The organism is Janthinobacterium sp. GMG1, assembly GCF_034427795.1.
Classification (GTDB): domain Bacteria; phylum Pseudomonadota; class Gammaproteobacteria; order Burkholderiales; family Burkholderiaceae_D; genus Janthinobacterium.
The window spans coordinates 104,362-117,134 of sequence record NZ_JAXQNT010000001.1; the positions used below are offsets into that span (position 1 = coordinate 104,362).

Genomic DNA, 12,773 nt, shown 5'->3' on the forward strand with positions numbered 1-12,773 from the left:
AGGGATTCAAATCAAAAAATCGCCTGTCAATGGTGCTTGCCCCTTCCAATTCATGAGCTGGTTTTCGGCCTCCCCCCCTTCGCAGCGCTGGGCTTTCGCCATCAGCGCGCTCGTCGCCGCCACGACGGTGCCTGTCCACGCCCAGAAAGCGCCGCGTCCGGTTCATGTGGAAGATCCCGATGCGCCCACCGTCATGACGGCGAACAGCATGAAGGGACGCCCCGAAAGGGAGCTCAATCTCGATCAAAATGTCGTGATCGAGCGCGGAAAAACCACAAAAATGACGGCCGATACAGCTTGTTACAAACAAGTTGAAGATGAGTTCGACGCCGAGGGCCATATCAAGATGTGGCGTTTCGGGGATTACTACACGGGCGACGTCCTGAAGCTGAACATGGAGACCGGCAAGGGTTTCCTGCTCAACCCGACGTACCGCTTCGAAGTGGGCGGCGGCCAGGGCAAGGCCGAGCGCGTCGACTTCATCAACCCCGATGAAGCCAATGTCATCGATGGTACTTACAGTACCTGCGAAGGGCCGAATCCGGACTGGTACCTGAAATCGAGCACCTTGAACCTCGATACGGGCCGCGACGTGGGTACCGGCAGCAAGACCATCATCTATTTCAAGGACGTGCCGATCCTGGGCACGCCGGGCATCTCGTTTTCGCTGTCCGGTGCGCGCCGCTCGGGCTGGCTGGCGCCCACGCCGGGCTTTGCCTCGAAGAACGGTTTCGAGCTGCTGATGCCGTATTACCTCAACATCGCGCCGAACCGCGACCTGACCCTGTACCCGCGCTACATCCAGCGGCGCGGCATCCAGCTCGGTGCGACGGGCCGCTACATGGGCGAGACGGATGCCGGCCTGTATCAGGGCGAGACGTCGTTCGAGTTCTTGCCAAACGACAAGCAGACCAAGACCAACCGCTACATGATCAAGTCCAAGCATGAGCAGGCGCTGGCCAAGGGCTGGAGCTACAGCTGGGATTTGCGCGAGGCGTCCGACAATAATTACCCGAACGATTTCTCGAAAACCGTTGCCACCGCCACCGAGCGCCAGTTGCTGCGCGAATTGCGCACCGATTACCGCACCGAGGACTGGAGCCTGACGGCGCGCGTGCAGAATTACCAGGTGCTGCAGGATCCCGATCCCACGGTGACCGTGCCGCGCCCGTATGACCGCTTGCCGGCGGTGAACTTCCACGCTGGCAAATATGACGTCTGGGGCGGTTTCGACTGGACCTTCGACGCGGAAGCGACGCGCTTTGCGCACCCGACCCTGGTGCAAGGGTCGCGCCTGGTGGCCGTGCCGCAAGTGAGTTTCCCCATCATGCGCCCTGGCTACTTCATCACGCCCAAGCTGATGCTCAATGCCAGTGCGTATCAGCTCGACAATGACGCCAGGACCAAGGCGCTGTTTCCGGATACCTCGTTTACGCGCGTCGTGCCGACTTTCTCGGTCGACAGCGGCCTGGTGTTTGAGCGCGACACGAATCTGTTTGGCGCCAAGGGCGGCACGCAAACGCTGGAGCCGCGCCTGTTCTATGTCTACACGCCGTACCGCGACCAGTCGCAGTTTCCGAAATTCGATACGGCCGACGGCACCTTCAACCTGACGCAGATCTTCACGGAAAACCGTTTTGTCGGCAGCGACCGCATCGGCGATGCCAACCAGGTCACGGCCGCCGTCGTCTCGCGCTTCCTGCAGTCGGACGGCACGGAGCGCATGCGCCTGACCTTCGGCCAGCGTTTCTATTTTGCCGACCAGCGCGTGCAGCTCAATTCGACCACGCCCGTCAACCAGTCGCGTTCGGATATCCTGCTGGCGGCAACGGGCCGCGTGTCCGAGACTTGGACCGTCGACAGCCTGGTACAGTACAATCCCAGCGATCGCCAGTTGATGAGCTACAACTACACCTTGCAATATCAGCCCGGTGTCAAGAAAGTATTGAATTTCAGTAATCGTTTCCAGCGTGGCAGTTTGCGCAATGCGGAAGTGTCGACGCAATGGCCGTTGACGGACCGTCTGTATGGCGTGGGACGCATCAGTTACTCCCTGAAGGATCGCAGCATGCTGGAAAGCCTGGTCGGCCTGGAATACAAGGGCGATTGCTGGGTGTTCCGCATGGGAGCGCAGCGTTTCGTGACGACGAACAAGACTGTTTCGACGCCGATCTTCTTCCAGCTGGAATTGACGGGCTTGTCGAATGGCCTGGGCCTGGGCGCGAATGGCCTGGAAACTTTTACAAAAACCATCCCTGGTTACCAGACACTGAGCCAGCCACTCCGTTAAGATAGGCACCGTTGCCGCCGCCGGTGTTCCCGGCGCTGGCACAAACCGGTTTTTTTATTCACCTGAACTCATGAGCGCTCTACACATTATGCGTAATGCCAGTATGCACCAACTCAAAATTGCAACGGTTTTGTTGTGCGCCATTTCCGGCGCCACGACCAGTAGTGTCTGGGCGCAACAGGCTGCGCCAGCGCCTGTCGCCACGCCCGCTGCCACGGCACCGGCCAAGGGGTTCACGCCACCTGCCTCGAGCAGTGGCCAGACCATCGACTCCATCGCCGTCGTCGTCAATGACGAGGTGATTACGCGCAATGAAGTGGCGGCCCGCATCAAGAGCGTGGAGCAGCGCATGAAGTCGCAGAACGTGCCCTTGCCCGATCCTGCCGACCTGCGTCGTCAATTGCTGGAGCGCATGATTGTTGAACGCGCCCAAATGCAGCTGGCCAAGGAAATGGGCGTGCGCGTGGACGACCTGACCCTGGACCGCGCGATTGGCCGTATTGCTGAACAGCAAAAAATGACGGTGCAGGAACTGCGCAATCAGATGGAAAAGGAAGGCACGCCGTTTGCGACTTTCCGCGAAGAAATCCGCGATGAAATCATCATGCAGCGCCTGCGCGAGCATGAAGTCGACGCCAAGATCCAGATTTCCGATTCCGAAGTGGATAACTTCCTGGAAGCGGAAAAAGCGGCCGCCAGCGAACAGGTGGAACTGAACCTGGCGCAGATTCTCGTGCGCATTCCGGAAAACTCCAGCCCTGAACAGATCGCCGCGCGCCGCGCGCGCGCCGAAGAAGTCAGCCGCCAGCTGCGCACGGGCGCCGATTTCGCCAAGATGGCCGCCACCTATTCCGACGCCAGCGATGCGCTGAGCGGCGGCGATATCGGCTGGCGCCATAGCGACCGCGTGCCGCCCCTGTTCACGGAGCAACTGCTGAAACTGAAGCCTGGCCAGATCACGCCTATCATCAAGAGCAACACGGGTTTCCACATCCTCAAGCTGGTGGACCGCCGCAGCGCTGCCGAGGCGCAAGCCGTTGCTGCCGTGCAGCAAACGCATGCCCGCCATATCTTGCTGAAAATAACGCCGACCTTGTCGGCTGCCGAAGCCAAGCGCAAATTGCTGGAATTGAAAGAGCGCCTCGATAACAAGGCTGCCAAGTTCGAAGACCTGGCCCGCTTGTTCTCGAACGACGGTTCCGCTGCCAAGGGCGGCGACCTGGGCTGGCTGTATCCAGGCGACACCGTGCCGGAATTTGAAACGGCGATGAATGCGCTGAAACCGGGCGAAGTGAGCGAGCCGATCGAATCGAGCTTCGGCTTCCACCTGATCGAAGTGCTGGAACGCAAGAGCGACGACGTCTCGAAAGAGAAACAGCGCGCCGCTGCACGCAATGCCTTGCGCGAACGCAAGCTGGAAGAAGCGACGGAAAACTGGGCGCGCGAAGTGCGCGACCGTGCTTACGTCGAATTCCGCGCGGACGACCAATAATGCCGTTGATTCATTGCGCATGAGTAACTTGCCCCCTGCACGGCGCCCGGCCATCGCCATCACTTGTGGCGAACCGGCCGGTGTCGGCCCGGAAATCTCCATACGCGCGGCCTGGGCCATGCGCAATGACGTCAACTGCATCCTGCTGGGCGACGCCGCCTTCCTGGCGCTGACGGCCAGCCTGATCGATCCGGATATCCGCCTGGCGGCGCTGTCGCTGCAAGCCGTGCGCAACAGTGGCCTGCCCCAGTTCGGACCGGGCCGCCTGGCCGTGATCGATATTCCCACGGTGAACAATGTCATTCCTGGCGTGCTCGACAAGGAAAACGGGCGTTCCGTGCTCGCGACCCTGGACGCGGCCGTGGAAGGTATAGCAGCCGGCTGGTTTGGTGCCATGGTCACGGCGCCCTTGCAAAAGAGCACGATCAACGACGCCGGCGTGGCCTTTTCCGGCCATACGGAATACCTGGCAGAAAAAACCAATACACCGCAAGTGGTGATGATGCTGGCCGGCGAACCCGGCCATGGCGAACCGACCCTGCGCGTGGCGCTGGCCACCACGCATCTGCCCTTGAAGGACGTGTCCGCCGCCATCACGATGGACAGCCTGGCCGTCACCCTGGATATTCTCCAGACGGACTTGCAACAGAAATTCGGCATCGCCGCACCGCGCATCCTCGTTACCGGCCTGAACCCGCACGCGGGCGAGGGGGGGTATCTGGGACGCGAGGAAATCGACGTCATCGCACCGGCGATTGCTGCGGCGCAAGCGCGCGGCATCGATGCGCGCGGCCCGTATCCGGCCGACACCCTGTTCCAGCACAAGTATCTGGCCGATGCCGATTGCGTGCTGGCCATGTACCACGACCAGGGCTTGCCCGTGCTGAAATACGCGACATTCGGGCGCGGCATCAATATCACCCTGGGCTTGCCGCTGATCCGCACCTCGGTCGACCACGGTACGGCGCTGGACCTGGCCGCGCAGGGCCTCGGCCTGGCCGATTGCCACAGCATGGAGCAAGCCCTGCAAACGGCGCTCGACATGCTGCGCGCCAGCACCCGCGCCTGACTGCCCACCGGTTTTACCCCGCTACACCGCCTCTAGAATAGAAAAACAGAATATGAAACACGTTGCCCGCAAACGCTTTGGCCAGAATTTCCTGCATGACCGCTTCGTCCTCGACGACATCACGGCCGCCATCGCACCGCAGCCGGACGATGCCATGGTCGAGATCGGCCCCGGCCTGGGTGCCATGACGGAGCAGTTGCTGCGCCATTTGAAACAGATGCATGTGGTCGAACTGGACCGCGACCTGATCGTGCGCCTGGAAAAGACCTTCAATCCGGCCAAGCTGACGATCCATTCGGGCGACGCGCTGAAGTTTGATTTCGCGCAAATCCCCGTGCCGGCCGGCCAGAAGCTGCGCATCGTGGGCAACTTGCCGTACAACATTTCCAGCCCGTTGCTGTTCCACCTGGCGGATTTCGCGCCGCTGGTGCTGGACCAGCATTTCATGCTGCAAAAGGAAGTCGTCGAACGCATGGTAGCCGAGCCGGGCAGCAAGGCGTATGGCCGCCTGTCCGTGATGCTGCAATGGCGCTATGACATGTCCTTGCTGTTCATCGTGCCGCCGACAGCGTTTGACCCACCGCCGAAAGTGGAATCGGCCATCGTGCGCATGATCCCCGTGGCCGAGCGCCTGGCGTGCGACCAGGCTACCCTGGAAGCGGTGGTCATGAAGGCCTTCTCGCAACGCCGCAAGGTGATCCGCAACTGCCTGGCCGGCATGTTTACGGAAGAGCAGATCAAGGCGGCCGGCATCGATCCGACCCTGCGCCCGGAGACTGTCGGGCTGGAGCAGTATGTTGCTTTGGCGAATCTGCTCAAAGCACCGCAGTAATGGCAAGGGCTGGGGTCAGACCCTCTCCACCATCGGCGTCTGAGCAGACGCCGACGTGAGCGGGGGTCTGACCCCGGTAGTGCTGGCTTAACTTAAAACCATTGGTCGACTTGCTGCAAATCTTGCCGCAGGGCTGAAAAACAGTCGTCCACATGGTGGTTGCGGCTGATTTCATTGCGCCGCATCAAGGCGATCTTGCGCTTGCAGGTGGGCTGGCGTAGCGGCGCCACATGCAAGTCCTCGTCGTTGAGGAAGGTCGTGTACAGGCTGGGCATGATGCCCACGGCGATGCCGGCGCGCACCACGCCGTACAGCGATTCGCTGTGGATCATCTGGTACAGGCTCGACGGGCTCAAGCCATGCTGGCGCAGCGCGCTCGAGGCGAACTCCCAGATGCTGCCCTTGGTGAACACGACGATTTCCTGGCCCGCCAATTGCTCCCAGCGCACTTCCTTGAGCGGCGCCAGCGCATGGCGTCCCGCTGTCACCAGCACCAGCTCGTCTTCGAACAGGCCCACGCTTTCCAGCGACACGGAGCCGGGCACCTCGATGCCCACGCAAAAGTCCAGCTGGCCTGAATGCAGCGCGTGCAGCAAGCCGTCGTTGGGCATGTCCGACAGGACGATTTCCACCTCATCGCCATGCTGCTCGCAGTAGCGCGCCACCACCACGGCCGTCATCGCCATGGCGGACGGTATCGCGCCGATACGGATGCGGTGGCGGCCGCTGCCGATGGCGCGCTGGATGTCGGCAAACGTGTTGCTCGCCGTATTCAATAAATGCGTGGCGTAATCGAGCGCCAGCTTGCCTTCGCGCGTCAGTTCCAGCTGGTGGGTTGTGCGGTTAAACAACTTTTTTCCCAGTTGATTTTCCAGCAGCTTGATCGACGCGCTGAGGGCCGGCTGGGTCACGCACAATTCCTGTGCAGCCTTGCTGAAGCTGTTTACCCGGGCTAGGGTGGCAAACGCTTGCAAATGTCGTAAGGAAATCTTCTTGCTCAACTCATGCATGGGTTTGCTTATTAGAAAAAGTAATGGATTTATAAAAATAAACAAATTTTCTTATCCCGCAATTTACCATATTCTGGACTGGTCTTTACTTGTCTTGAAGGCAACAATCTTCAGAGAAGCGCTTGCCAGGCGGCACCGGTACTCGCGGTGGCACGCCATGCAAGGGACGCATCAATACAATAATTCCAAAAAAACTCAGGGTTTATTCTTTTTAGGGTGGCGGCGATGAACAAATGGATGACGGGAACGATGGTAGTGGGTGGCTTGCTGGCGGCGCAGGGCGCGGCGCAGGCGCAAAGCAGCGTGCAAGTGTATGGCTTGCTGTCGGCCGGTATCGGCTATGTGTCGGATGAGGGTAACGGCAGCCGCACGCATGCGCTGAGCGGTACGAATCAGAATCCCCGCATCGGTTTCCGCGGCCAGGAAGACCTGGGAAACGGCACCAAGGCTCTCTTCGTGCTGGAAAACGGTTTTAACGTGATGACGGGCACGGCCTCGCAAAGCGGTCGCCTGTTCGGCCGCCAGTCGTATGTGGGTTTGTCCAGCAACGACAAGGGTACCCTGACTCTGGGCCGTCAGTACGAAGCCGTCAAGGATCTGCTGGGCCCGGTGGTCATCGCCAGTAACGGCGTGCATATCGGCGACAACGACAATGGCTACAACAACTTGCGCGTGCAAAACGCCGTCAAGTACGTCAGCCCGAACATCAGCAACCTGTCGTTTACGGGCTTGTACGGTTTCAGCGAGAACCCGGAAGACTCCAACCGCAACCGCGTCTACAGCATGGGCGCCGGTTACAAGGTCGATGCCTTCAGCTGGGCCGTCGCCTATACCAAGATGGATCGCCCGAACAGCCCGGATGCGCCGAATGGCGCCATCGGCAATGACTATGGCAGCTCCCTGTTGATTTTCAACAAGAGCGCCGTCAAGGGGGCGGGCGTGGACAGCCAGGCCATCGCCGGCACGGGAGGCTTTTATAATGTGGGCAAGACCAAGTTTGGTGCGCTGTACACCAACGTGCGCTACCACTACCTGGACCAAAGCAACCTGACCCTGCAAAACGTGGACTTGAACGTGAACCACAAGCTGACGGAAGCGTTGAACTTGGGCGCGTCGTATTTCTTTACCACGGGTAAATATGACGTGATCAACAAGACGCCGAAATGGCATCAGGTCAACTTCCAGGCCGATTACTTCCTGTCCAAGCGCACCGATGTGGCCATCACCTGGAGCTACCAGAAAGCGGCCGGCGATGCGACATTCGCGCGCGTGTTCGGCTTTGGCGCCTCGGGCGGCAAGACGCAAAGCGTCCTGATCGTCGGCATGCGACATTATTTCTGACACTGATTCATCTTTACAGGCGCTGTCCCGCAGCGCCGTCCCCTGAAAGGAAGCATCTTGAAAAAGCACCTCATGTTGGCGTTGAGCCTAGGCTTGCTGGCTAACGCCGCCCACGCGGAAAAACGCGAGCTGGTCATTTCGGCCTATCCGATTGCCCAGCCCTTGTTCATGAAGTATGTGTACGAGCCGTTCAAGGCCAAATGCGGGTGCGATATCAAGGTGGAAACGGGGAATAACGCGGACCGCATCGCCAAGCTGGTGGTGCACGCCAAGAATCCGGTGATCGATCTGGTGCTGCTGTCCGATTCCGGCATGCTGGAAGCGGCGCAAAAGGGCGTCATCCAGCCCATGGATTACTCCAAGCTGAGCAATTACAAAGCCCTGTACGACGTGGCGAAAAACCCCATCGGCGGCAATTTCGCCGTCGGCTACACCTTGTACTCGGTCGGCCTGGTGTACCGCAGCGACAAGATCGCCCCGCTGACGTCCTGGAAGGACCTGTGGCGCCCTGAACTGAAGGGCCGCGTGGCCTTCCCTGACGTGAGCACCACGCAGGGCCCGTTGATGCTGCGCATGGCCGATGCGGCCTGGGGCGGCAAGACGGACGACTACGCCACCGGTTTTGCGAAGATCGTCGGCATGAAGGGCAACGTCGTCACGTTCTCGAAGAACAGCGCGCAGCTGGCCGCCCTGTTTGCGCAAGATGAAATCTGGGCCGCGCCCGTGGCGCGCTTTACCTGGTCGCAAATGCTCAAGACGGGCCTGCCCCTGAAGTGGAGCATCCCGGCAGAAGGCCAGGCGGCCGGCATGAACGTGATGGGCATCGTTGCCGGCTCGAAGAATGCGGACCTGGCGTACCAGTTGATGGATTTCTGGCTGTCCAAGGAAGTGCAGACGCAGCTGGCGACCAACCTGGTCGACTCGCCCGTCAACAAGGACGTGCGCCTGTCCGTGGCGGCTGCGCAATTCAATACCTATGGCGCCGACCAGATCAGCTCGCTGAAATTCGTCAAGCCGGAAACCATCCTCAAGCAGCGCAGCAACTGGATGACGCAGTGGAACAAGGCCATGAGCAAATAGTGGTGACGAGGAGAAAACACCATGTTTGCTGATCCAAAAAAGCGCCTGGGACTGCTGCTGGTCCTGCCGGCGCTGATCTTTATCGTTGTCTGCTTCCTGCTGCCCGTGCTGGCCTTGCTGGTCGATGCCTTCCGCGTCGGCGACGGCATGCAGTGGGGCGTCGACCGCTTCATTGAATTCTTCTCGCAGGAATTCAACCGCACCATCTTCTGGCGCACCCTGCGCATTGCCGCGCTGGTGACCCTGGCGTCCATCATCCTCGGCTACCCGGCCGCGCAAGCCGTGGCGCGCGTGTCGCCGAAGTGGCGCGGGCTGGTGGTGGGCATGATGATCCTGCCGCTGATGGTCTCGCCGATCGCGCGGACCTACGCCTGGATCGTGTTGCTGGGCCGCAATGGCGCCGTCAACGCGGCGCTCGTCAACATGGGCTTGACGGAAGAGCCGCTGCGTTTGCTGTTCAGCGAGTTCGCCGTGTTTGTCGGCCTGCTGCAACTGCTGCTGCCGCTGATGCTGATGTCGCTGGCGGGCGCGCTGGAAAACCTGCCGCGCGACGTGGAACCGGCCGCCGCTACCCTGGGCGCCAATCCATGGCAAGTGTTTTGCAAGGTCACCCTGCCGCTGACGCAGGAAGGCCTGGTGGTCGGCGGCACCCTGGTGTTTACGGGCTGCGTGACGGCCTATGTGACGCCGGCCCTGCTGGGCGGCACCAAGGTGCTGATGCTGGAAACCCTGCTGTACCAGAAGGTCAGCGTGGAGAGCGACTTCGGCGCGGCGAATGTCATCGCCGTCATCCTCGTCTGCATGACCCTGCTGGTGAATGCCGGCCTTAAACGTATTTCATCGAGCCGGAGTTCCGTATGAAAGAAAGCTTGTTTTCGCGCGCCGTCCTTTGGCTGGTGTTTTTGTTCCTGCTGGGGCCTTTCGCCATCGTCGTGCTGGCAGGTTTTTCCGGCGGCGAAACCCTGGCGTTCCCGCCCGAGTCGTATTCGCTGCGCTGGATCTTCGAAGTGTGGTCGGCGCCCGAGTTCCGCCGCGCCTTCCAGACCAGCCTGGAAATCGGCTTGATCGCCACCGTTATCGCGCTGTTGCTGGGCATACCCGTCGCGTATGCGTTTTCGCGCATGCCGCCGCCCGGCATCGGCGCCATCCGCCAGATCCTGACGTCGCCGCTAATCATTCCCGCCATCCTCGTCGGCCTGGGCTTGCTGCACCACCTGGTCCTGACCATCAACGCGCCCGTGTATGTGGGCCTGTTGATCGGCCATATCGCGTTGTTGATTCCGTACTCGGTGCGCGTGGTGTATGCCAGCCTGGTGAACCTGCGCGTGGATATCGAGGATGCGGCCATCACGCTGGGCGCGTCGCGTTTGCGCGCGTTCTTCATGATCGTGCTGCCGAATATCCGCAACGCCGTGATCGCCGCCTTCTTCCTCGCCTTCGTCACCTCGTTCAACCAGGTGCCCGTCTCGCTGTTCCTGACAGGGCCCGGCATCAGCACCTTGCCGATCGAGATGCTGGGGCATATGGAAAACAGCTTCGATCCGTCGATCGCTGCCCTGTCGACCTTGCTGGTCTTGTTCACCATGGCCTTCGTGATGGTGACCGAGAAGGTGCTGGGCATTTCTAAATACATGTAAGAGGCAACACACCATGAGTTATCTGGAACTGCACAAGCTGAACCTCGGCTACGCCAAGAACACGACGTCCGTGAAAGACCTGGACCTGCACGTCGAGCAGGGCGAATTGATTTCCCTGCTGGGCCCCAGCGGCTGCGGCAAGACCACCACCATGCGCGCCATCGCCGGCCTGATGCCGCTGCAGTCGGGCCGCATCATTTTGGATGGCCGCGAAATCGGCAAGCTGGCGCCGAACAAACGCAATATCGGCATGGTGTTCCAGTCGTATGCGCTGTTCCCGCACTTGAATGTATACGACAACATCGCTTTTGGTTTGCGTCTGCGCAAGGTCGCGCCAGCTTTGCTGAAAACCAAGGTGGAAGCCGTGATCGCGGCCGTCGGCCTGACGGGTTTTGAAACGCGCCTGCCGGCGCAGATGTCCGGCGGCCAGCAGCAGCGCGTGGCGCTGGCGCGCGCCATCGTCGTCGAGCCGGCCCTGCTGCTGCTTGATGAACCGCTGTCGAACCTGGACGCCAAGCTGCGCGTGCAGATGCGCGCGGAACTGCGCCGCATCCAGCGCGAGCTGGGCATCACCATGCTGTACGTGACGCATGACCAGGAAGAAGCGCTGGCCCTGTCCGATCGCATCGTCGTCATGAACGGCGGGCGCATCGAGCAGCTGGCCGCGCCGGAAGCCGTCTTCAATACGCCGTCGACGCGTTTTGTCGCCAACTTCATGGGTTTTGAAAACCTGTTCGACTACCGCGACGGCGCGCTGCACCACGCGGGCGCCAGCTTGCCGTACACGTCGCCCGTCGCTGCCGGCACCACGGTGCTGGGCTGGCGTCCGGACAAGGTGCGCGTGTGCGCGGCCGACGACGCGGCGGGGCAATATCCAGGCACCGTGCTGGCGCGTGGCTTCCTCGGCGACACCGTCGAATACCTGCTGCAAACGCCGCTGGGCCAGGTCAAGGGCATTTGCGCAGCCGGCGGCGCCACCTGGCGCGAAGGCACGGCCGTGTCGTTCGTGCTGCCGTCCGACAGCGCCCTGTGGCTGGGCGCGTAATTTCTTAATGGAAAGTATCATGACCCAAGCCTTGAAAAAGATCTGGCTCGACACCGATCCCGGTTTCGACGACTGGCTGACGATGTTGCTGTTGGGCAGTAATCCCGACATCGAGTGGCTGGGCGTGAGCGTGGTGGCGGGCAATGCGCCCGTCGACATCACCTACGACAATGCCTTGCGCATCAAGGCCCATGATGGCTTGACGGTGCCGATCTACCGGGGCTGCGAAGAACCGCTGGCCGGCGTCATCGAAACGGCGCAGCGCATCCTCGGCGACAGCGGCATGCCGACCACGGGCGAGATCCTGCCGCCGGGCGCCGCCACGGATGCTCCCGGCCACGCCGTCGACGCGCTGATCGCCGCCGTGCGCAAGTATCCTGGCCAGATCACCATCATGGCGATTGCGCCGATGACCAATATCGCAACCGCGCTGGCCAAGGCGCCCGATATCGCGGAAAAAATCGTCGAAATCATTTTGATGGGCGGCTCGACCGACCAGGGCAACCATACGGCGGCGGCCGAATTCAATATCTATGCGGACCCGGAAGCGGCCGCCCAGGTTTTCCAGGCCGGCATCCCGCTGCGCATGTTCGGCTTGAACCTGTGCCGTCAGCTGCTGGTCACTAAACTGGAAGTGGAACGCCTGCGCGCCATCGGCACGCCGCGCGCGCAGCGTCTGGCCGGCTACCTGGAAGCGTATGTGCGCATCCGCAGCAGCGACGGTTCCGTGCCGATGCCCATGTACGACCCGGTGGTGGCCTTGTACCTGGAAGCGCCGCAGCTGTTCCAGTTCCAGCCGGCTCACGTGGCCATCGAATTGACGGGCGAACTGACGCGCGGCATGACGGTGTGCGAATTCCGCGTGCCGCGCTGCGCCGCCATCAACACGCAAGTGGCGATGCTGGTCGACGGTCCGGCCGCCATCGAGCGCCTGATGCGCCGCCTGGCCGCCATTCTCGTCTGACCCACTTCACTAC

Annotated in this window: 11 protein-coding genes; 10 read left to right on the forward strand and 1 reads right to left on the reverse strand. The window is 61.2% G+C overall.

Annotated elements, in window-relative coordinates:
* Positions 1 to 52: 52 nt before the first annotated feature.
* The 4 genes from SJI03_RS00455 (at position 53) to rsmA (ending at position 5,683) form a co-directional block, all read left to right on the forward strand.
* Positions 53 to 2,290 carry an LPS-assembly protein LptD gene (locus SJI03_RS00455; protein ID WP_322425891.1) on the forward strand — a complete coding sequence of 746 codons (2,238 nt, stop codon included), beginning with the start codon at positions 53 to 55 and terminating at the stop codon, positions 2,288 to 2,290.
* 103 nt (positions 2,291 to 2,393) lie between these two features.
* The gene (locus SJI03_RS00460; RefSeq protein WP_322425892.1) at positions 2,394 to 3,782 is read left to right on the forward strand and encodes a peptidylprolyl isomerase; all 1,389 of its coding nucleotides are present in this window, start codon (positions 2,394 to 2,396) and stop codon (positions 3,780 to 3,782) included.
* A 19-nt stretch (positions 3,783 to 3,801) separates the two neighbouring features.
* Complete coding sequence (gene pdxA / locus SJI03_RS00465) at positions 3,802 to 4,851, forward strand: 4-hydroxythreonine-4-phosphate dehydrogenase PdxA (RefSeq protein WP_099376268.1); 1,050 nt, start codon at positions 3,802 to 3,804, stop codon at positions 4,849 to 4,851.
* A 52-nt stretch (positions 4,852 to 4,903) separates the two neighbouring features.
* Positions 4,904 to 5,683 (forward strand): 16S rRNA (adenine(1518)-N(6)/adenine(1519)-N(6))-dimethyltransferase RsmA, encoded by a 780-nt coding sequence (gene rsmA, locus SJI03_RS00470; protein WP_099403958.1) that lies wholly within the window; start codon positions 4,904 to 4,906, stop codon positions 5,681 to 5,683.
* A 92-nt stretch (positions 5,684 to 5,775) separates the two neighbouring features.
* On the opposite strand, the gene SJI03_RS00475 is transcribed toward rsmA, so the two are convergent.
* Positions 5,776 to 6,693 carry a LysR family transcriptional regulator gene (locus tag SJI03_RS00475; protein WP_034778821.1) on the reverse strand — a complete coding sequence of 306 codons (918 nt, stop codon included), beginning with the start codon at positions 6,691 to 6,693 and terminating at the stop codon, positions 5,776 to 5,778.
* Between the two features lie 225 nt (positions 6,694 to 6,918).
* Here SJI03_RS00475 and SJI03_RS00480 point away from each other — a divergent pair, with 225 nt between their 5' ends.
* The 6 genes from SJI03_RS00480 to SJI03_RS00505 are packed head-to-tail and all read left to right on the forward strand — an operon-like array spanning position 6,919 to position 12,760.
* On the forward strand, positions 6,919 to 8,034 hold the full coding sequence (locus SJI03_RS00480) for a porin (protein WP_233515969.1): 1,116 nt from the start codon (positions 6,919 to 6,921) through the stop codon (positions 8,032 to 8,034).
* A gap of 57 nt (positions 8,035 to 8,091) precedes the next feature.
* Positions 8,092 to 9,114 carry an ABC transporter substrate-binding protein gene (locus SJI03_RS00485; RefSeq protein WP_233515970.1) on the forward strand — a complete coding sequence of 341 codons (1,023 nt, stop codon included), beginning with the start codon at positions 8,092 to 8,094 and terminating at the stop codon, positions 9,112 to 9,114.
* A gap of 21 nt (positions 9,115 to 9,135) precedes the next feature.
* A complete protein-coding gene (locus tag SJI03_RS00490) occupies positions 9,136 to 9,975 on the forward strand; it encodes an ABC transporter permease (RefSeq protein WP_034778816.1) in 840 nt (279 codons plus the stop codon).
* On the forward strand, positions 9,972 to 10,751 hold the full coding sequence (locus SJI03_RS00495; RefSeq protein WP_322425893.1) for an ABC transporter permease: 780 nt from the start codon (positions 9,972 to 9,974) through the stop codon (positions 10,749 to 10,751). The genes SJI03_RS00490 and SJI03_RS00495 overlap by 4 nt, the downstream gene beginning before the upstream one ends.
* A 13-nt stretch (positions 10,752 to 10,764) precedes the next feature.
* On the forward strand, positions 10,765 to 11,796 hold the full coding sequence (locus tag SJI03_RS00500; RefSeq protein ID WP_322425894.1) for an ABC transporter ATP-binding protein: 1,032 nt from the start codon (positions 10,765 to 10,767) through the stop codon (positions 11,794 to 11,796).
* A 19-nt stretch (positions 11,797 to 11,815) separates the two neighbouring features.
* Positions 11,816 to 12,760: a nucleoside hydrolase gene (locus tag SJI03_RS00505; RefSeq protein ID WP_322425895.1), complete on the forward strand. Its 945-nt coding sequence runs from the start codon at positions 11,816 to 11,818 to the stop codon at positions 12,758 to 12,760.
* Positions 12,761 to 12,773: the final 13 nt, after the last annotated feature.